The organism is Bacteroidota bacterium (assembly GCA_008933805.1).
In the GTDB taxonomy this organism is placed as follows: Bacteria; Bacteroidota; Bacteroidia; order UBA8524; family UBA8524; genus SB11.
In genome coordinates this window covers 1-20,527 of record WBUH01000015.1, presented here as the reverse complement: position 1 = coordinate 20,527, position 20,527 = coordinate 1, and the positions used below count along the sequence as shown (strand labels likewise).

The 20,527-nt window shown below is 39.9% G+C and carries 10 protein-coding genes; 6 read left to right on the top strand and 4 right to left on the bottom strand.

Annotation, left to right across the window (positions count from 1 at the left end; all coding sequences use genetic code 11):
- The first annotated feature begins 12 nt into the window (after positions 1–12).
- Genes F9K23_14125 through F9K23_14115 form a run of 3 tightly spaced genes read left to right on the top strand, consistent with a single transcriptional unit; the run spans position 13 to position 5,466 of the window.
- A complete protein-coding gene (locus F9K23_14125) occupies positions 13–2,784 on the top strand; it encodes a TonB-dependent receptor (GenBank protein ID KAB2914339.1) in 2,772 nt (923 codons plus the stop codon).
- Positions 2,784–4,100, top strand: a complete 1,317-nt coding sequence (locus F9K23_14120; GenBank protein ID KAB2914338.1) for a right-handed parallel beta-helix repeat-containing protein — start codon at positions 2,784–2,786, stop codon at positions 4,098–4,100. The genes F9K23_14125 and F9K23_14120 overlap by 1 nt, the downstream gene beginning before the upstream one ends.
- A 10-nt stretch (positions 4,101–4,110) precedes the next feature.
- Positions 4,111–5,466 carry an alkaline phosphatase family protein gene (locus F9K23_14115; protein KAB2914337.1) on the top strand — a complete coding sequence of 452 codons (1,356 nt, stop codon included), beginning with the start codon at positions 4,111–4,113 and terminating at the stop codon, positions 5,464–5,466.
- Between the two features lie 207 nt (positions 5,467–5,673).
- On the opposite strand, the gene F9K23_14110 is transcribed toward F9K23_14115, so the two are convergent.
- The gene (locus tag F9K23_14110) at positions 5,674–7,731 is read right to left on the bottom strand and encodes a T9SS type A sorting domain-containing protein (GenBank protein KAB2914336.1); all 2,058 of its coding nucleotides are present in this window, start codon (positions 7,729–7,731) and stop codon (positions 5,674–5,676) included.
- A 606-nt stretch (positions 7,732–8,337) separates the two neighbouring features.
- On the opposite strand from F9K23_14110, the gene F9K23_14105 reads away from it, so the two are divergent.
- Together F9K23_14105 and F9K23_14100 are read left to right on the top strand one after the other, a co-directional pair.
- On the top strand, positions 8,338–10,353 hold the full coding sequence (locus tag F9K23_14105) for a DUF3494 domain-containing protein (GenBank protein ID KAB2914335.1): 2,016 nt from the start codon (positions 8,338–8,340) through the stop codon (positions 10,351–10,353).
- Positions 10,354–10,364: 11 nt separating this feature from the next.
- Positions 10,365–12,386, top strand: a complete 2,022-nt coding sequence (locus tag F9K23_14100) for an outer membrane beta-barrel protein (protein KAB2914334.1) — start codon at positions 10,365–10,367, stop codon at positions 12,384–12,386.
- Between the two features lie 253 nt (positions 12,387–12,639).
- On the opposite strand, the gene F9K23_14095 is transcribed toward F9K23_14100, so the two are convergent.
- On the bottom strand, positions 12,640–13,704 hold the full coding sequence (locus F9K23_14095; GenBank protein KAB2914333.1) for a helix-turn-helix transcriptional regulator: 1,065 nt from the start codon (positions 13,702–13,704) through the stop codon (positions 12,640–12,642).
- A gap of 71 nt (positions 13,705–13,775) precedes the next feature.
- Between F9K23_14095 and F9K23_14090 the strand changes: the two genes are divergently transcribed.
- A complete protein-coding gene (locus F9K23_14090) occupies positions 13,776–16,982 on the top strand; it encodes a T9SS type A sorting domain-containing protein (protein ID KAB2914332.1) in 3,207 nt (1,068 codons plus the stop codon).
- Between the two features lie 274 nt (positions 16,983–17,256).
- Here F9K23_14090 and F9K23_14085 read toward each other — a convergent pair whose 3' ends face one another.
- Positions 17,257–19,293: a copper-translocating P-type ATPase gene (locus tag F9K23_14085; GenBank protein ID KAB2914331.1), complete on the bottom strand. Its 2,037-nt coding sequence runs from the start codon at positions 19,291–19,293 to the stop codon at positions 17,257–17,259.
- A gap of 2 nt (positions 19,294–19,295) precedes the next feature.
- A partial coding sequence (locus F9K23_14080; GenBank protein ID KAB2914330.1) for an efflux RND transporter periplasmic adaptor subunit occupies positions 19,296–20,527 on the bottom strand: 1,232 nt, incomplete at its 5' end.

Below are 20,527 nucleotides of genomic sequence, written 5' to 3'. Positions count from 1 at the left end.
TTATAAACACCAATGAAAAAGTTTTTTGTGTTGATATTCTTCTTTACCCAACTCTCCGCTATGCTTTATGGCGGAGAGTTTAAGGGTAAAGTGTTTGATGAACAAACAAGTGAACCCTTAATAGGCGCAGTAGTATATTTAGAAAACACAAAATACTTTGTTGCTACCGATTTTGATGGCAATTTTAAAATTACCGGCCTGCCAGTAGGAAAATACACAGCGCAAACACAATATGTAAGTTATCACAAGTCTGAGGAATTTATTTTTCAAATACTCAACGATTCAACAACCATAATCCATTCGTTTGCATTAAAAGCGCTTGTAACTGAAGTACAAGATGTAATAGTTACCGCAGAGCATAGTAAAGAGAGCGATGTATACGCTACAAAAACTCAGAAAAATGCCGACAATATTATCAATGTAATATCTGCTCGAACAATAGAAATATCTCCGGACATAACAGTGGCCAATGTTATGCAACGCATGCCAGGCATTTCTATAGAGCAAAGTAGTGATGGCGATGGTCGTCATGCCATTATACGCGGCATGGATAAAAGGTATAACTACACATTAATTAACGGAATAAAAATACCCAGCCCTGAGAATAAAAACAGGTACGTGCCGCTTGATATTTTCCCTGCAGAATTGGTAGAAAGAATTGAGGTGAACAACTCGCTTACTCCTAATATGGAGGGCGATGCCATAGGGGGGAGTATAAACATGATAATGAAAAATGCCCCTAATAAGTTTATGATAAACATGAACCTAGGCAGTGGTTACAGCCAGTTTTATTTTGATAATAAATATGAGAGATTTGATAGAGGGGCAATAAACAAAAAATCGCCGCGAGAGATTTATGGCAACAGTTATTTCGCAACTGGCAACGATTTTACCCGCTCTAATCTTGATTTTAAACCCACCACAGCTTTGCCCTATGCTTTGGTAAGTTTTTCGGCAGGAAACCGGTTTTTTAATAAGAAACTAGGTATTTTGGTGGCTGCATCATACCAAAACACCACAAGGGGAGCTCAAAACGTTTTCTTTACTACAACTACCAGTGTTAACAATACCCCACTCTTTCAGGATGTAATAGCCAGAAGACTATACTCAAACGTTATACGCTCTACAGCACATACAAAGATTGATTATCGTTTCAACAGCAAACACAGTATAGAGCTGTATACAGCCTATATGAGTTTGATTAATATTGATTCGAGAATATCATACGACACTTCCCTAACTTCTACCCGCACAGGGCCGGGCACAGGCAAAGTAACCAGCCTGTACCGCTCGAGGGATAAAAAACAATACATCTACAATATTACCCTACAAGGTAAGCACAACTTTAGTAAAACGTTCGCTGCCAATTGGTCTGCGGTATTTTCACAAGCGGGTACAAATTTGCCCGACTGGGCCGAATTGAAAACATTTAGCACTGTTACCATTGATAGTACAACAGGCAAACCGGCAGTAAGTCCGGCTGTGTTGCAACCTTTTGAACGAATTTGGCAAAAAAATACAGACAAAGATTATAGTGGTTATCTTAACCTGATTTATGTACCTAACTTTTTTGATAAAAAAGTAGAAGTATCTGTAGGTGGGTTACACAGGCATAAAATAAGGGATAATTATTTCAATACTTATATTCTGTCGCCGGTTTTAACGGGAAACCCGCCACAATTTCCACAATATACAGATGTATATTCAGCACAATGGCAGGTAAGTAACCCAACGGGAAATGTTTTTAACGCATCAAACTATACCGCCATTGAAAATATAACATCGGCGTATTGGCAGGCTAAAATAAATGTAGGAAAATTAAAAGTTATAGGAGGTACAAGAACCGAGCATACCTACCAATCCTTTAATACAAATGCTTCTGAACTTGCAGCAGGAAAATCAGGTTGGATAAAGTACCAAGACCTATTGCCAAGTCTGCACTTTACTTATAGCGCAACAGAAAAGAAAAACCTTAGGTTTTCAGTATACAAAGCTATTTCTCGTCCCAGTTATTTCGAAATAGTACCCTATAACATACCCGCCAGTGATAACTTCGGTGAGGTAGGAAACCCGTACCTAAAGCATACTACTGCCCTTAACTACGACTTGAAATATGAGTGGTTTCCCGGAGGTTTGAATCAGCTTAATCTGGGCATTTTTTATAAAGACATTAAAAATCCTATAGAATATGGAGTAAACGGAAGCCAAATACAACCCAACAATTATGGAAATGCCCAAAATATGGGATTTGAATATGTTGGGGTAAAGTATATAAAGCATTGGGGTATCTCAACCAATTATACATTCACCCTTTCGCAAACATCGGTGCAGTTAATTAAAAATGCTGTAAACCCAACCAACGGGCAAATTGAACAATTGACAGTTAACAGCAAGCGTCCACTACAAGGTCAGTCTAAGCACATTGCCAATGTTTCGTTATTTTACAAAAAACCAAAACAAGGTTTAAACGTTCAGTTGGCCTTTGTTTATACGGGAAGGCGAATAATACAGGTATCACAATTTGAAGGATTGGATTATTGGCAAAGAGCCACCTCACAGCTTTCATTCTCAGTTGAGAAAAAAATAAGTAAATATTTTGAGGGCTATATTAAGATACAAAACATTTTAAACACTCCCGTTACGGTAGAAATTAACTCACCCTACCCCTATGCACAAGGCGAGTTTCCGCTCCAGAAACTTGGCAGTAACAGCTATATAGTTCAGCAGGACAAATACGGGCAAACGTATATGCTTGGCGTAAAATATAAATTCAAAACAAACTAATGAAGCAGAAAATAAGCACAATTCATATTGTTTTATTCCTGATTTTCTTTGCGCTGGGATGTTCAAAACGAGAAGAAGTATATATCTCACCGGCAAAAAAGATTAGCGGAGGAAATATAGACACCACACAACCCATCGATACAATTTCAGGAGCTATAAAAGGCTCGATGAAATCGGGCACTATATACTATGTAATTAATGACATATTTATTAACGAAGGCGACACTCTGTATATACCCAACAATGTGACCTTGTATTTTTTGGGAGATGGAAAACCCAACAGCAGTCCCAGTTTATTTGTAAGGGGAACCCTAATTTCTGAAGGCACCAAAGATAAACCCAACTGGTTTACAATAACTGACAGTAATAAACTAAATTTTCCTAACGGAGGGGCTTGGGGAGGTTTAACGTGCGACAGTGCTGAAAATGTTATTTTACGGTGGACGCACATTGAATATACAGGTGCCCCTTGGGGAGATTATCAAACTGAATCAGCATCGATATCATCTTCACATCAAGCCATTATTTGCCTTAGTAGTTTCACTAATTTGGTAGTAGAAGACTCATGGGTTTCTCACACGCAAGACGATGGCATATATGTACGCAATGCCAAAATGGCAATTATGCGTAACACTATAGAAAATGTGGGCGCTACAAAGGGGTTACCCATTAGCATAAAATTTGGCGCACGTGGAGATATTGCTTACAACGTTGTGATAGGCGGATTTAATTCAGGCATCAAAAGTCAGTCACTCTCGGGTGCGCCCAGTCAATCCATTGTTAATGTTTATAACAATACCATTATCAACTGCGGTTTTCTAAACCCTGATTTTACTAAAGGCGGTGGCATTTCATTCGAAAAACTAGTGGCGGGCAATGCTTTCAATAACCTTATCATACAAAACAAAATAGGTATGCGCATATTAGGCGGCGCATCAGTAGCAGATACAGCAAACTTAAAGCACGGTCATAACTTATACTACGGTACTACAAAAGATATAGTTGATAATTTCTTCCCTACTTATACCAACTTTATTGCTACACCTCAAATGGGCGATATATACTCAACCACTCCCGGAGCCAACGACCCTAAATTTAAAGGGCTTGATGTAGCCAAAATCACCGATAACAACCCAAGGGTGCAAAAAGGACTCGACTTACATCTCCAGTCCTCATCGCCGGCAATAGGTAAAGGAAAAACAAACATTCAAAATATTCCTATGAAAATGGTTGCACCGCAAACCGGAGCGGTAATAACACCTCCAAATATTGATTTAGGAGCCTACCCCACCGATGGAAGCGGTAATCAACATTAAATAACAAGACATGAAACATAACAACGTATTTTTATCAATAGCAAGTGTGTTGCTTTTAATTATTCCCAAACTGCTTTCTGCACAAGCAGAGCAACTGGTGTCAGGCCCCATGGTAGGCTATGCAGAAATGCGTGAAGTGCAACTATGGGTGCAAACCAAAAAAACTGATACAGTGAAAATAAGTTATTGGAAGAAAGGGAGTGTCGAAAAAAAATTCAGCGAAGATTTTATTACTGATAAAAACAAAGCATACTCAACAAAAATAACGATTACAGGGTTGAAACCCGGGAATAGATATAATTACGAATTGTATATTAATAATGTGCCGGTAAAAAGAGACTATCTTCTTGAGTTTCAATCAACGCCTTACTGGACAAATGAGGCAGAAACACAAGCCCCAAACTTCAGAATGGTTTTAGGGAGCTGCTTTAACCGAAACTATGAAGGCTCACAAAGTCCTAAGAAAACTTACGGAAGTATTGAAATATTCGACTCTATTTACACAAAGCACCCAGACTTTATGCTTTGGATGGGCGATAATCTTTATTTGAGTGCGCGTGAGTGGAACTCAAAATCAGGTATTGATGAATTATATACATTTTACCGCTCAACACCAGAATTGCAAAAGCTTTTCGGGTCTGTACACCACTATGCCGGTATTGACGACCACGATTATGGACCTAATAACGCTGACGGAACATTTTGGAACAAAGAAACCACAGAAGAGGCGTTTAGGTATTTTTGGTCTAACCCCAACTATGGGGTGGCCAGCGCTTTAGGAAAAGGGGCTACCGGTACTTTTGTGTGGGGCGATGCCCAGTTTTTTTTGCTTGATGATCGGTATTTTCGCACCCCTTTAGGATCAACTTTTGAAAATCCGGGGATGTTGGGCAAGGAACAAATTGACTGGCTAATTGGCGCTTTAAAAATGAGTGATGCCAATTTTAAGCTTGTAATGGTAGGCACACAGGTGCTAAACCCTTCACCCGCTAAAGACCTTTATTCAAATTATCCTGAAGAAAGAGCCGCTTTATTGCAACGCATAAAAGATGAAAAAATAGAAGGAGTTATTTTTCTTTCAGGTGATATACATTATACCGAAATGACTAAACTTGATAGACCGGGCGATTACCCACTGTATGAACTTACCTCATCGTCGTTGACATCAACAAGCAAGGCGGAGCCCATGAAGAATCCATTGAGAGTTGACGGAACACTTTTAATGGGCCATTCATTTGCCACTATAGATTTTATTGGGGAGCCCACCGAAAGAAAAATGCTGATTACAATTTTTGATGATAAAGGCATTAAAATATGGGACAAAATAATCAGCAGGTCAGATCTATCTCTTTTAAATAAAAAGTAAAATTTACATAATTGTCATCTATTTATTATAAACAGTCTGAGCAAGAGTCGCACCCGAAAAACGCTAAAAATCTTGTTTAGTAAGGGTTGACCGACTCTTAAGATAATACCTGTAAAACATAAAACCCCACTCAATAAGAGCGGGGTTTTATAAAAAATTATTATTAGCTGTTTACTTTATTGTAAAAAAGAACGGCTGATTAAAACACTACTCTTTAACCAAATGGAAACAGGCTTCGTTTCCTTCTGCCCTTACCCTAACTAGATATATGCCTGCCGCTGCATTAAGCTTAAACCCAAAATTAGGTTCATCTATTTTACTTTCTTTAAATACTAATTGACCATAAGCATTATATACTTCTACGGTAGCATTGGTTATCTCACCTAAACTAATGTTTACATCACCCCTACTTGGGTTAGGATATATGCTTATCATATCCTTAAATATGAACTCATTTATTCCCACGCTGGTAATCGCTACACAAGCTGAAGTATCGGTACAGCCATTTTCTGTTACAATAACTGCGTAATTACCATTGGCGGTTGCTGCAAAATTCTGGTTTGTGTCTCCTGCTATGGGTTGGTTGCCATTATTACAGTCTATCCATTGGTATTTTGCTCCAGCTGCATCGGCACGTAAAGTGGCGTTTGATACTACGGTTACTGCATTGTTTACGGTGCTAATGGTTAGGTTTATAGTTATTATAGAATCACAACTATTGGTATTGGGTATCGTATCGGTATAAGTGTTAGATACTGTCCAAACTTTACCGCTGGGAGAAGTATAGCTGCCACAAGCTGTGGGTGATATACTGCTTGTAGTAGCTTGGTTTACTGTAAGGTTAATAGTAATTACAGAGTCACAATTAATAGAATTGGGTATCGTATCGGTATAGGTGTTAGATACCGTCCATACTTTGCCGCTGGGAGAAGTATAGCTGCCGCAAACAGCGGGTGATATAGTGCTTGTGGTAGGCTGAATGGCAGTAGCCACAACTTCAACCCTTGCAGTAGAACAATTACCATTAGTAGCTTGTACCCAGAAACTTGTATTGCTGCTGATTGGCGGAGTTAAAAAATTGGCTCCTCTTCCCGCAATTACATTGCCTGTTTGTGTTGTGTACCAGTCTAATAGTTTTGCATTACTGGTAGCGGTTAGGGTGGTTTTCCTGTTTGCACAAGCAGTAGCACCAGAGGTATTATTTATAACGGGTGCGCTATTGTCGATATAATTAAGAGTAGGGTATCCCAATCCGCTTAAACAACCAGAAGTAATAAGCTGCCAAACATCATCCGTTCCGTTTGTGCTTTCTCCCGAAAAGTCCCAACCTGCGTTGATAAAAGTACTAAGAGTTTGCAGTTCTGTAGTGGTTTTGGGGGTTGCTTCCTCGCTGGGAAAGCTAGCTCCGCTTCCTACACTGACATTTTGAGTAGATGATTGCACATCCCAAAAACTGTTAGTTACCGTCATAGTATTTACCATATAACCAACAAAGCCCCCTAAGGTTGAGCTTCCTGTAACTTTACCGGTGGCATAACAGTTTTCTATCTTTAAAAGATCAGCAGCACCAATTAACCCTCCTGCTTGGTTGTTACCTGCTACATTGCCTGTGGCATAACAGTTTTTAAGTGTACCACTGTTTGCTGAACCGAAAAATTGTCCCAATAAACCGCCACTATTATATTCCGCACATACTATATCAGCGGATGAAAATGAATTGGTTACAGAGCCGCGTAATTGTGTGCCTACCAAGCCGCCGGCATTATTTTCGACTGACACAATTTTTCCGGTTACATAGCAATCTGAAATAACTGTTGTATCCTTGCCCGCACCCAATAAGCCAGCAACATCAGACCTGCCGTAAATTAAACAATGGGTTACTCCTAAGTTTTTTATGGTTGCTTTTTGACCCCAACTAAACAATCCTATCTTGTTGTCCGTTAATATATAAATTTTTAACCCGTCAACTATATTACCATTGCCATCGTAGCTTCCGGTAAAAGTGCTTCCAAGAGCAATGGGAATAAAACCCTTTCCGTTGTTGTAGAAGTCGCCGTTGGTTTCAAAGTCAGAGGAGTCAAACAATATATTAGCTGTTTGAATAAAGTGCTTGCTCCATTCGCTGGAGTTTTCGCTTAAATATTTTAAGTCGTATTTGGTGGCTATTTTGAAAGGGTCGTTTAAAGTACCCGATCCGCCTGAATAGTTCTGTGCACTGAGGCCACAATACATTAGTAAAGTTAGCGTAAGTAAAATGTGTTTCATAATCTTAAATCAACTCTTAGGTTTGTTAATATGCATTAAAGTTAATGCTCTGTTAACATACAAGATTAAAACATTAGAGTTTTAGAAGAAAGCCCGATAAGACATTTTGTGTTATACGTCTATCACTATTTGCTTTGTGAAAACGATAGCAAACTTGCTTTAGGCTTCATGCCCAACCAATTTGGCAATGCTTTAAACTATAGTTTCGGATGAATCATAGATTATGAAATATTCTCAAAAATGAAAAGTAGCGGTTATATACAAAACTGTTGTGCTACAAATGTGCTTATGTTCTAAAATCTGAAAAAAAACCTGCTATGCAAGGGGTTTAAGGGTTTTTCAGCCTGAACAAGCAGATTATCGAACCTATTATTGGGATTTTTAGAGAAAATAGAACGCTTTATTACACTCATCCATATACACTGATAACCCTGCCACTGCAAACCGGATTAAAAAAGTTACGGGCTCATCGTCCTATTTTTGCAATAATCGACACAAAATGAGTGAATTATGTAACTTATGGATTTTGTTATGTAACAATTGCTAAAATCTACAGATTAACCTTTGTATACCGCTAAAAACTCTTTTACCGGTAGAAAACAAAATATGCAAATAAACAAAATATGGACTATTTCAATTGCAGCCTTCCTTATACTGGCTGGCGGATGTAAAAAAGATAAGTTCACAGAAATTACAGGGGTTTGCCCATTGGTAACATCTACCAACCCTACTGATTTGGCAACCAATGTACCCAATACGCAAATAATAACTGCCTCATTTAATGAAGCAATGAAGTCAGAATCTATCAATTCTTCCTCATTTACAATAAGTGGCTCATCACAAATTTCAGGTACAATATCGTATGATGAAACCAATGCTACTGCAAGTTTTGCCCCTAATGTAAAACTTGCTCCAAACACTACTTATACTGCAAAAATATCTGCATCAGTAAGAGATTTGATGGGTAGTGCCTTGCAAGCCGACTATGTTTGGTCATTCAGCACCGGCGATAGTTTAATGCCAATGGTTATCGCAACAGACCCGGCTAACAATGCTGTGGGAGTGCCACTAAACAAAACAATTACTGCAACTTTTAATATGCCAATGGATTCATCAACCATTGATGATACCACCTTTATTGTTAGAAATGGAGCGACAGCAATAGCGGGTTCTGTTTCTTATAACGGCGTAACTGCATCATTTAAACCAATTAGTCAGCTTGCTGCAAATACCGTTTATACAGCTACTATTACTAACAGCGCAAAAAACAAAGCGGGTACAGCAATGGCAGCCAATCATGTTTGGACGTTTACTACAGGAACAACCGTGGCACCAACCGTTACCTCTACCGACCCGGCAGATAACGCCACCGGAGTATTTATTAACAAAGTAATCCAGGCTAACTTCAGTATGCCTATGGATGCTGCCACTGTAAATAATGCAACTTTCATGCTAAAACAAGGCGCTAACCCTATTACCGGAACCGTTACGTACAATGGCACAACGGCATCTTTTACACCATCGGTAAACCTTGCACTTGGAGGAACTTATACAGCCACAATAACCACAGGGACAAAGAATCCTTCGGGCACACCGCTTGCCAATGAATACGAATGGACATTTACAACGGGTAATGTTGTTGCTCCTATCGTAAACTCTACTGACCCTGCCAACAACGCCACAGGGGTTACGGTTAACAAAACTATCTCAGCCACATTTAATATGGCCATGGATGCGTTAACTATCAATTCAACTACGTTTACATTAAAACAAGGCACTACAAACATTGCCGGTTTGGTGTCTTACTCAGGCTCAACTGCGACATTCAATCCAACATCTAATCTTTCTTCGGGCAGTACCTATACGGCAACTATTACCACCGGAGCTAAAAACACAACAGGCACGCCATTGGCAAACGACTATGTATGGAGCTTTACTACTCAAAATCCGGCCGGCCCGGGAGTTGTTAATCTTAAATCGGTAGAGCCGTTTGGTATTATGGCTGGTGTAGGTGTAAGTAATAATGCAGGGTTTAGCATAATTAACGACATGGATGTAGGCATTAGTCCGGGTATTCGTTCATCCGTTACAGGATTTCCCCCCGGAATTGTTGTAAACGGAGCTATATATGCTTCTGACGATGCCAACCCACCGGGTATAGCTGCAACACTTACACAAGCTAAACAAGACCTAACCGATGCTTATCTTTTTGCTGAAGGAGCAACCACGCCCGCCCCGGCAATAGTATCAGGAGATATAGGCGGGACAACGCTTGCCCCGGGCATTTACAAGTCAACCTCTACGCTTTTAATACAATCAGGCGATTTGACTCTTGACGCACAAGGCGATCCTAATGCAACATGGATTTTCCAAGTGGCATCAGGATTTACTACAGTTGGAGGCGCAGGAGGTAATGTTATACTGACTGGCGGCGCGCAAGCAAAAAATATATTTTGGCAAACGGGCAGTTCTGCTACTATTGGAGATTTTACAGTATTTCAAGGCACTATACTTGCCTTAACTTCAATAGCCATGAACTCCGGCGCAACGGCCAATGGTCGTATGCTTGTTCAAAACGGCTCGGTAGTGCTTACTAACACGAATATTATCAATAAGCCTTAATTATTAAAACTATGATTACAAACTATAATAAACAGTCAATACTAATGTACCCTTCATATATTCTGAAAGCCCTTACATTAGGATTGCTGATGGTGATGTTGATTCAAACCCCGCTGAGGGGGCAAGAGATTGCCAAGTATACCAAACCATCGTGGTGGTTTGGAGCAGCAGCCGGTGTTAATTTTAATTTTTACAGTGGAAATACCCAAAAACTGAATGCCGATTTAACCGTACCAAAGGCTTTTGGCAACGGCAACGGAGCTGGTTTATTCGTGGCACCGTTGATAGAATACACTCCTGCAAACTCAAACTTTGGCGGAATGTTTCAAATAGGTTATGACAGCCGCTATGGAAAGTTTAAACAGATAACAACGCCGTGCAACTGCCCTGCTGATTTAACCTCTAAACTTAGCTATATAACTGTTGAACCAAGCCTGCGCTTTGCACCGTTTAAAAAACACTTTTACATTTTTGGCGGTCCAAGACTGGCTTTCAACTTAGCAAAATCATTCACCTACAAGCAAGGCACTAATCCAAACTATCCCGGTCAGGCAGAAAACCCCGACATGAAGGGTGATTTGAGCGATGTGAACTCAATGCTGCTTTCTATGCAGATTGGCGCGGGATATGATATACCATTGAACTCACAAAACCAAAAGACCCAGTACGTGCTGGCTCCGTTTGTTTCTTTCCAGCCATCATTTGGGCAGGCACCACGCTCTATAGAAACCTGGAATGTTGAGACAATTAGGGCAGGCATTGCATTTAAAATAGGTTGCGGGCGCAAGATAAATCCGGTACAGGCAACAACACCATCTCCGGTTATTGCACAAACCGCAAGGCTTACAGTAAACTCGCCCAAAAATGCGCCCCTTGAACGCAGGGTAAGAGAAACATTCCCGTTGCGCAACTATGTATACTTTGATAAAGGTTCTACCGAAATCTCAGACCGCTATGTTTTGCTAAAAAAGAAAGAAGTAAAGGATTTTAATGAAGACCAACTTGAGGTATTCATACCGAAAAGACCTTCAGGTCGCTCAGAAAGGCAGATGATTGTATATTACAATGTGCTGAATATTGTAGGCAACCGTATGCAGAAAAACCCTTCATCAACTATTGCACTGGTCGGCTCATCTGAACTTGGGCAACAGGATGGTAAAGATATGGCAGAGGCAGTGAAGAAATACCTTGTTGATATTTTCGATATTAATCCATCAAGAATTACTACTGAAGGACGTGACAAGCCAAAAATCCCTTCAACACAGCCGGGAGCAACACAAGAGCTTGAATTGCTTGAAGAAGGAGACCGTCGTGTTTCTATAGAAAGCTCTTCTCCTGAGATGCTTATGGAGTTTCAGAGTGGACCCGATGCACCTTTGAAACCTGTAGAAATACTACCACTTACCGATGCGCCGGTTAGCAGCTATGTTTCTTTTGATGTTGCTGGCAATAACGAGCCATATAAATCGTGGTCGCTTGAAGTAACGGACGAAAAAGGAAAAGTTCAGAATTTTGGCCCATACACTCAGCAAAAAGTAAACCTACCGGGTAAGTCAATATTAGGCACACGTGCCGAAGGTGATTATAAGATAGTCCTGATAGGCAAAACTGAAAGCGGAAAAACGCTGACTAAAGACACCACTGTGCATATAGTGCTTTGGACCCCTCCTAAAAATGAGGAGGGTATGCGCTACAGTGTGATTTTTGAGTTTAATGATGCAAAAGCTATCACCCTTTATGAAAAATACCTTACTGAAATAGTAACCCCAAAAATAACAAAGGGAGGGAGAGTTATAATACAAGGATACTCTGATATTATTGGCGATAATGAATATAATAAAAAATTATCTCTTGCTCGTGCAAACGAAGTGAAGGATATAATTGAGAAAAGCCTGGCAAAGGCAGGGCGAACCGATGTTACGTTTGAGGTGCAGGGATACGGTGAAGACGAAAGCAAAGCACTGTTTGAAAACAAGTATCCTGAAGAACGATCATACAACCGTACTGTAGTGATTGATATTCTTGCCAAATAGAATTTAGCTTCAGTAAAAAAACAAGGTAAAATGCCTGCTTAAACAAGCAGGCATTTTTATTGTAATACCAATTCAAAAAAAGGTCTTCTATTGCTATGTAATAGTACAGTCGGGGGCCAGCAAACTAATGAGCCGAATTACATAAAGCTCAAAAAAGCAGACTCTAAATGTTTGTGCTTGTGTTATAGAAAAATAATGTGCTTACTTTTCCTTTATTATCAAGTGAATTATTGCTTACACAACCTAAGTAGAATTACACCTGCGAAGGCAGTTTACCCAGTTCTTTTTGAAATTTGGCAGAAAACTTACTTGCATTCTCGTACCCCAAAAAAGTGGATACCTCTTTAACAGAGTATTTTTTTTGCAAAAGAAGTTCGTGTGCAGCCTTCATTTGCCTGGAGCTAAAGTATTGATAAAGTGTTGTGCTGTGCATACTCTTAAAATCATTCTTTAGCTTGGTGGGCGAGATTCCCACTTTGCGTGCGACTTTTTCTATACCCGGAAAATCACCGAACAATTTATCATTTAAAAATTGTTCAGCCCGTTGAATGTTTTTCCGATCCGTGTCATTCAGTTCGTAATGGTTATCTGAAATGATTTCAGCATCCATTTTCCCTATAAAATTACGGAATACAGTATAAGCAGTTTGTTTAATTGACTCTTGATTGGTGTTTACGCTGTCTATTGCCAACTCTATCATTTGTTCCCATAACTGCTCATAGACCGATTCCGTTTCGTCCAATACCATATAGGTATTAGCAGAGCTAAAGAAAGAGGCCAGCTTAGGATTATCAAAAACCGGGTTAGCTTCTTTTTGCTTGCGAAGCCACTGGTCAGTAAAGAAAAGTGTGACATTCCGCTCTTCTGAGTTTTTGAAGTGATACTCTGTTAGGGAGTGCCCGGCTTTGAACATAGACCAAGTTTTGTCCTTCATAACCATACCGTTTACCAATGATTTACTTACCACCTTAGTTGATTTGAAGTGAATATTGAGGAAGTGATACTCCAACGGTAGTTCTTTATCGTACAGATTTCGCATTAACACATTTTTTTTAAAATGTAATTCGGATACTATTATCCAAAATCCTTCTTCGGGGTTGGAATAATACATACCGGCTCGTAAAAAGATAGTGTTAGTAGTTAAGCGTTTTTTTTCTCTATCATGCTTGCAAAAAGGCATCTGGTCAAAACTATCTATCATAGTCTCAGGAGAGTGGAACAAATTAGCTAGGTGATAGCTGCCTTTCTTATAGGTCACCTTAAAACGCTGAAATTTTTTTAACCAGCCTGAAATGATATGGGAGAAGTTGGTTTCCAATTTTTTTTCTGTGAAAATAAGCTAAATACAGGTTTTTTTACATTTAAAATGTCTTTTTGGAGTATTGCATTATGGAAGACATTCGCTTTAATTTGTGCCAATTTTTTCAAATAAATTATTCTATGCTAAAAACACTTTTTTCAATTATAGCACTGGTCTCGTGCAGTTTTGTTTTCGGGCAGCAAGTGAGCGGTGGCCACCATCATTCCCTTGCTTTATGTCCCGACGGAACCCTAAAGGCGTTTGGTGATAATTCGGCCGGTCAATTGGGTATCGGTAACCATTTAAGAAAAATATTGCCGGAGCCGGTTCCAAATTTTACCGATATTACTGCAATTGAATGCGGTCAATTTTTTAATCTTTATTTAAAAAATGACGGTACAGTATGGGGTTGTGGTAGTGTTTTTTATGGACAACTGGGAATTGACAATCTCACCCCCCCCAATGAGCCGGTTATGATAAATGGTTTGACCGGAATTATTGCTATTGCTGCCGGAGAAAATCATTCATTGTTTTTGAAAAATGACAGCACAGTTTGGGCTTGCGGAATAAATAATACAGGGCAATTGGGAATTGGCAACTATATTAACCAAAAGGTTCCCGCACAAATACCCAATCTTACAGGTGTTAAAGCAATAGTAGCAGGAGTACACAGTTCTTTTTTTATAAAAAATGACGGCACAGTTTGGGCCTGCGGAAAAAATCATATCGAGGATACTGAACGTCCCACACCTGAACTTCTTAGCGGTTTAAACGGCGTTATAGCAATATCTTCCGGGGATTGGTCCACATTATTTCTGAAAAACGACAGTACAGTTTGGTACTGGGGTGAGAATACGTGTGGACAAGCCGGGATTGGTAAAGCAGGGTTAGTTATTTCTCCAACCCAAGTACCCAATTTAAATGGAGTAAAAGCTATTTCTACTAGAGATAAACATTGCTTGTTTTTGAAAAATGACGGCACAGTTTGGGCTTGTGGAAATAATATATATGGAGAATTGGGAATAGGAAACAATGTAAGCCAATTTATTCCGGTACAGGTAAAAAACCTAACCGGTATTACTTCTATTTTTGCCGGATCTATCTATTCTTTGTTTGTGAAGAATAACAGCAGTATATGGGCTTGTGGCTATAACAAAAATGGGCAATTGGGCTTAGGTAACAAAATTAATCAAACAGAACCCCAGTATATTGGAGAAATTTGCGCCCCTCCTGACCCACCCACTGTTGACATGAGTAATTTTCCTACAAGTGTTTGTTTGGGAAGCAATCTTAATGTAACACCCAATATCAGTGGTTCAAATCCCGTGTTTACGGTTCATGTAGATAACAGTATACAGGTAAATAACCCCAAAGCAATTACTAAAAACTCTAATGCAGTTTTTGTATTAAATGATAATGACGCCATTGCACGTTATGGTTTTGATGGTAAACTTACTTCATGCTACCCCAATCTAAACATTTCAGGTATTAAGGCTTTTGCGGCAGATGATAATAGTAATGTTTACCTTTTTAACGGGGATGGTAAAATTTATAAATGCGATAGCACCGGAACACTGCTAAATACCCAATCTGTATTATGGCAAAGTACCACTGCCAATCAACTTGTTTTTACTACACCTGTAGACCCTACTTCGTATCCCGAAAACCTATTTTTAATTGATGCGCAGCGAAGTTCAGGAAATTTGATTACCGGTATAAATACTTTTGATAACGATCTGTTCTCTAATTCTAACTTATATCCCTCCTACCCTGAACCGCCGGCTACTTCAATGAGCATAGATAATTTTTATGGAAATAAACGGGCACTTTTGGCAAACCCAACAAATAGCACGTTACACTCAAGAATCTTGTATCCTCCTTCAGGAATCACGCCGGATTATAAAAACGAGTATCTGGTGGATTCTGCCGCTACCGCAGGAATGGCTTTAGATTTCATCAGCGCTGATACCTTGTTCAGTTTCTTTACAGTTAGTTCATCAACTACGGGCGTGATTGGTACGGGCCAGAGTTATCTTAACTCAGATGGCTCCCCAACAAATTATATTGATACCTCACTTACATCTACTATAAAACCGGTAACCCCTGTAGGAATTATAACAACTCCTTTTGGCAGTGCTTATCAGTTTTGGGTGGCAGACAGAGGACAAAACAGGATTCTGAGGGTGTTTGGAGCGAGCTATCAAATTACGCCCAAGTTGCCGGAAGGGTTATGGTACAATTCTACCACCGGACAAATTGAAGGTACTCCTGTAAAAGCAACTGCGCCGCAAACCTACCAAGTGAAAATAACTACTCCCTATGGAACGGATTCAACCCTGTTTACTTTTGGAGTAACTAATCCTACCGGACTAAAAAATGCAGCCGGTTCAGGTGCTTCTGAAGGGGAACAAAAAGATGGGTTAACCATTAAATACTATGACGCCAACAACTGCGAGAAACTTATTGACATTGCCGACAGCTTGGGGGGAACCTCACCGGGCTATACTAAGATTTCGCAAACCGTTTACCCTGTGGTTAGTGTTATTGCCAACGATAAATTAATCAGAAGAGCCACCCAAATTAATGCCGATAATATTGATACCCTGAAAGTGGAAGTTACCTTCTACTATACGTTTGATGATATTGAGCTGTATAAACAAAGTACAGGCTCATCCATCTCAAACGATACCGTAGCGGGAACTATGCAAATGGCGGTGCTGCAAATGCACGAACTGCCCAACGGAGGAAGAGAGCCTATTATCCACAGTCCGATTACCGCAAAATGGATAAGTGCCGATAAAAATTGGAAGGCAGTAGTACCGGTAACAAAATTCAGTGAATTTTATGCGGGCGACACAACCACTATTCAAAACTTTGATTGTACCAATGACAGCTCGATTAGCTTAACGGTAAGCAATAATTTTTATGTATGGAATTATGATACTTTGTTTACTTCAAAAGTTTACATCGATACTTTAGTTAATGCAACAGGGTGCGATAGTGTTGTAACCTTAGATTTAACCCTTAAACCAAATGGTATAAGTGAGTACAACCTTGCTTCGGGTATTTTGGTGTATCCAAACCCAAGCAACGGCACATTTAATATCCGGTTTGAAAATAATGACGACCAAATCAGGTCAATTCGGGTAACTAATCTAATGGGACAACAGGTGTATCAAACCACGCTTACCTCCAGTTCAGCTATTGATTTAAGTAACCAAAGTAATGGCGTTTATTTTATCTCCATCGAGGCAAAGGACGGCCTACCGATTGTGTTCAGGGTGATAAAAATGTAACCCGCCAACCGACATTAAAAAAGGGCTGAAACATTGATTGTTTCAGCCCTTTTTTGTTGTGGTTAATAGTCACAAGTAGTAGCAGCCGTTTAATACATTACACTGAATAATGCACCTAAAAGAAAAAACCCTTCTCGGTTAAGAAAAGGGGTTTAAAATTTAGTAGCGGGGAGCATTTCATTATCGAACTATTTGCAGATTTTTCTAAGCAAGTTGTGTGGTTTAAGTGCTCCTTAGCCAATATCCACACCCAGGACAATCAAATATATAGCGGTTATTTCACCTGCCTTTTCAGCAATTGTGCATTTATGGCCACTATTACAGTGCTCAGGCTCATTAATACAGCACCGATTGCCGGACTCAGCATTATTCCGTAAGAATACAAAACCCCGGCAGCAAGTGGTATTGAAACTGCATTGTAGGCGGTTGCCCATAAAAGATTTTGCACCATTTTTTTGTAGGTGGCCTTTCCAAACAGAATGAGATTTAGTATGTCATTCGGGTTGCTATTTACCAATATAATATCAGCGGTTTCAGCAGCTACATCAGTGCCGCTGCCCACCGCTATACCCACATCTGCCTGTGCAAGCGCCGGAGCATCGTTCACGCCATCACCCGTCATGGCAACATATTCTCCTTTTGATTGCAGTTCTTTTAGAATTTCGACCTTTTGATGGGGAAGGACTTCAGCATAATAGCCATCAAGATTTAGTTGCCTGCTTACTGCCGCCGCCACCGTTTTGTTATCCCCGGTGGCCATTATGGTTTTAATACCGTTATCCTTAAATTTTTTTATGGCTTCAAAAGATTCAGGCCGGATTTCATCGGCAAGGGCAATAAACCCTGCTAATACCTTATTTATTATTACAAACACAACTGTTTCAGCGGCATTGGGATATGCCCCATCCGGAATTGAAATATTGTTTTCTTTTAGGTATCCGGGGCTAACAACCTGCACTTCATTTCCTTCCACTTCTGCTTTCACACCTTTACCGGTTATTGCAGTAAAATTAGAAATATCTGGAATTTTTAAGTCCAGCTGTTTTGCTTTATCTACTATACCTGCTGCTATCGGATGTTCTGACTCCCGCTCAAGCGCTGATGCAATGCCAAGAATTACCTCCCTGTTAAATTTGTCTGTAAGGCTTTCATACCGCGTTACACCAAATCTGCCTTCTGTGAGGGTACCTGTTTTATCAAAAACAATCGTGGTAATTTTTCTTGAATATTCAAATGCGGTGCGGTTGCGAATAAGTAACCCTTTTTGAGCAGAAATAGCAGTTGAGATGGCTACTACCAAAGGAACTGCAAGCCCCAGCGCATGAGGGCACGAAATAACCATTACCGTAACCATACGCTCAAGTGCAAATGCAAATTCTTTTCCTGCGGCAAGCCATACAAACAGGGTGATGAAACCCGCAGCAAGGGCAATATAGGTTAACCACCGGGCTGCACGGTTACTCAGGTTCTGCATTTTTGATTTTGCATTCTGGGCTTCCCGCACCATTGCTATTACTTTATTCAGGTAGCTATCCTGCCCGGTATGCAGGATTTTCACTTTTAAAGAGCCATTGCCATTAACAGAACCTCCGATAACTTTCTGCTCTTTTGTTTTTTTAACAGGTTTTGATTCCCCGGTAAGCATGGATTCATTCAGGTAGCTTTCTCCATCTGTAATTATTCCATCTGCCGGAACTTTTTCTCCCGGTTTAATAAGTACTACATCACCAATAGTTAATTCTTCTAATTTTATATCCATGATATGTTCGTCATGAACTTTATGAACCACAGAAGGCATCAGGCTCACAAGCAGCTCAAGTGAGCGGGATGCACCCAGTATGGATTTCATTTCAATCCAGTGGCCAAGCAGCATAATATCAATAAGCGTAGCGAGTTCCCAGAAAAAATCCATTCCTTTCAATCCAAAAACTATTGCTGCGCTATACAGGTAAGCTACCGTAATAGCCATACCTATCAGCGTCATCATACCCGGATTTTTTTCGGCAACTTCATCGCGAAGCCCCTTCAGAAAGGGCCAGCCTCCATAAAAAAACACAACCGAAGAGCCTGCAAACAATACATACTTATCTCCCAGGAATGAAAAATGAAATCCAAAAAACAGTTGTATCATTTCAGAAAGCACCAGCACAGGAACTGTGATAAGCAGCGAAACCCAGAATCGCTTTTTAAAATCATTAATCATCATTAAATGATGGTCGTGTCCCTGATGACCGTGGGATGGGTTATGCCCCGAACTTTGGCTATGGGCCTGATGTGCAGGCTGGTTGTGGGTATCGTGATTATGTTCCATAATTAATGCTGGTGTTTAATGGCATTCCCTTTCTTTAAAATAAATTCGCTGTTTAAGAGGTATACGCCCGAAACCACTATAATTTCTCCCTCTTTTATACCTTCTGTAATTTCCACTTCATGTTTGTTTTCAATTCCGGTTTGCACCATACGGAGCTCAAACATACCGGGCTGTATCTGTACCCATATGGTCCTCATTTTTTCAGATAAAATGGCTGATTTAGGAACGGTAAGTGTTTTTACTTCGCTTTGTTTTACCTGTACATATCCCATCATCTCCGGTTTTAATTTTTCTTTTGGGTTATTAATACGGATATGTACAAGGTTTATTTTACTGTTTTGTTGTATCGAAGGATTATAGAATACTATTTCGCCAGTGTATTCCTCATTCGGAAATGCTTCAAATGCTACAGATATTTGTGGTGAATTTTTTACCAATAAATATTCGTCCTGGTAAAATTGAGCTTCTACCCATACTGTTTCCAGGCCCGAAACTTCTGCCAGTATATCCCCTTCATTCACATATTGCCCTTCGCGAACCTTTAGTTGAGTAATATAGCCACTCACAGGGCTGTAAAATGTAATAAAAGGGGATACCTCATTACTTTTTTCTAGTGTAAGTATTTGCGTATCAGTAAGGCCCCATAACACTAGTTTCTGCCTTGCTGCCTCAATAAATTCATTTATTCGTTTTTCCTGCGTACCAAATTTCTCCCTGTTTTTAAGCGTATTTAAATAATCGTTTTCATCTGCCAATAGCTGTTCGCTGTATAACTGTATGAGCGGCACACCTTTTTCAATTTTCTCACCGGGATTACGGATAAATAATTTCTCAATCCTGCCAGCGGCTCTGGCCGAAATAGTATTTATTTCAGTTTCATCAGGCACAACCGTTCCGGTAACCGTATTATACAAAGCCATTGTTTTTATGCGCGCCGTATCTGTTTTAATATTTGCCAGCCGCTGTTGGTATTCGTTTATATGAAGCATATTTTCATGATTGCCTGCTTCATCAGCAATGCCTGACCCATTGCTTTTCTTTACCAGGTCCATCCCGCATACCGGGCAAACCCCTGGTCTGTCTGAAGTTACCGAAGAGTGCATGGGGCAGGTGTAATAATCCTCGTTTTCAGTGCCATGTCCCTCGTGCCCGTTTTTATCCTTGCAAGTAATAAGCAGGGTAAGACACAAAAAATAACCCAGAATTTTTTTAATGTATTTATAATCTTCCCCTT